2 protein-coding genes are annotated in these 1,771 nt (G+C 75.4%); one reads left to right on the top strand and one right to left on the bottom strand.

Annotated features, from left to right (window positions below):
* The coding region (locus GTW43_RS14905) for a hypothetical protein (RefSeq protein WP_161302369.1) at positions 1 to 485 on the bottom strand (485 nt) is incomplete at its 3' end.
* Positions 486 to 765: 280 nt separating this feature from the next.
* Here GTW43_RS14905 and fmt point away from each other — a divergent pair.
* Positions 766 to 1,695 (top strand): methionyl-tRNA formyltransferase, encoded by a 930-nt coding sequence (fmt, locus tag GTW43_RS14900; protein ID WP_161302368.1) that lies wholly within the window; start codon positions 766 to 768, stop codon positions 1,693 to 1,695.
* Positions 1,696 to 1,771 lie beyond the last annotated feature (76 nt).

Genomic DNA, 1,771 nt, shown 5'->3' with positions numbered 1-1,771 from the left:
CCCGCGCTGCCCGCCGTCGGCTGCGTCGGCATCGACCGCGCGGCCGGCACCGACGGCATCGGCCCCGCGCCGAGCGGCAGCGCCGGCCGCGTCGAGGTGTCCGTGGCGCGCTCGGCGTCGGCCGCGGCCTGGGCGGCGGCCCTGCGGGCCCCGTAACGCCGGTGCACCGCCTGCTTGGTGACCCCGAGGGCGGAACCCACCGCGTCCCACGAGAAGCCCAGCGAGCGGTCGAAGTCGACCGCGGCCGTCACCAGGGTCTCGACGCTGTCGCGCAGCTCCTGGGCCAGCCGGACGGTCGGCGCGGGCGCACGGCCGTAGACGACGAACCCGGTGGAGGGGCCGGAGCGACGCGGGCGGTAGACGTTGCCGAGCTGTGCGGTGAGGGTGCGCAGGGCGTCCACCTGCCGCCGGACCCGCTCGATGTCCCGCACCAGCAGGTGCAGGCTGGCCCGTGCCTGGGCGTCGTGGGTTGCGTGGTCGGCCATGTGCAAGCCTCTCGAACCGGCGATGAAGAAGGATCGGGCCGAGCTCACGCCGGACGGCGACTCAGGCGACTCACCGGTCGATCGCGAGCGATCCCGGCCCGTGGTTTGGTCAACTCTTTCTTGACCAACGCGCCATACGGGTGTGGGGTCACGCTGTTCCGGCGTATCCGCATATGCGCGGGGCGCGCGGCAGGACGTGCGCCCCATGCGCGGCCCCCGCACCACGCCCATAGACTGGTGCGTCGCCCGTGATCCCGCCCCGAGAGGCCGTTAGCCACCGATGAAGCTCGTCTTCGCCGGCACCCCCGAGGTCGCCGTACCCGCTCTGGACGCCCTGATCGCCTCCGACCGGCACGAGGTGGCCGCGGTGGTCACCCGGCCCGACGCCCCCGCCGGGCGCGGCCGGCACCTCGTCGCGAGCCCGGTCGCCGAGCGCGCCGCCGAGGCCGGCATCGAGGTGCTCAGGCCGGCCCGGCCCCGGGACGAGGACTTCCTGGCCCGCCTGCGCGAGATCGCGCCCGACTGCTGCCCCGTCGTCGCCTACGGTGCGCTGCTGCCCAGGGCCGCGCTCGACGTACCGGCCCGCGGCTGGGTGAACCTGCACTTCTCGCTGCTGCCCGCCTGGCGCGGCGCCGCCCCGGTGCAGCACGCGGTCATGGCCGGCGACGAGATCACCGGCGCCTCCACCTTCCTCATCGAGGAGGGGCTCGACTCGGGCCCGGTCTACGGCACGGTGACCGAGGCGGTCCGCCCCGGCGACACCAGCGGTGACCTGCTGACCCGGCTCGCCTTCGCCGGCTCCGGGCTGCTCGCCGCGACGATGGACGGCATCGAGGACGGCACCCTGACCGCCGTCCCGCAGCCCGCCGACGGCATCTCGCTCGCACCGAAGATCACCGTCGACGACGCCCGGATCGACTGGGCGGCGCCCGCGCTGCGGGTCGACCGCGTCGTGCGGGGGTGCACACCTGCGCCGGGGGCGTGGACCGAGTTCCGCGGGGAGCGGCTCAAGGTGCGGTCGGCCGCGCTCGCCCCCGAGCGGACGGATCTCGCTCCGGGCGAGCTGGGCGTCGGCAAGAAGAACCTGTACGTCGGGACGGGGTCGAGCGCGGTCGAGCTGCTCTGGGTGCAGGCACAGGGCAAGAAGCCGATGGCGGCTGCCGACTGGGCCCGGGGTGTGCGGATCGCCGCGGGCGAGCGGCTGGGCTGATCCGGCTTCCGGCTCGGCCGGTCCGGTTCGTCGCCGGGTGCGGGTTCGGTGGGGGCTGGTCGCGCAGTTCCCCGCG

This window comes from Streptomyces sp. SID5785 (genome assembly GCF_009870065.1).
Classification (GTDB): Bacteria; Actinomycetota; Actinomycetes; order Streptomycetales; family Streptomycetaceae; genus Streptomyces.
The sequence above is the reverse complement of the archived record's forward strand: the minus strand, read 5'-3'. Positions and strand labels throughout refer to the sequence as shown.

Excerpts from the sequence above, each read along its gene's own strand:
- fmt (WP_161302368.1), top strand. The coding sequence starts at position 766 with ATGAAGCTCGTCTTCGCCGGCACCCCCGAGGTCGCCGTACCCGCTCTG.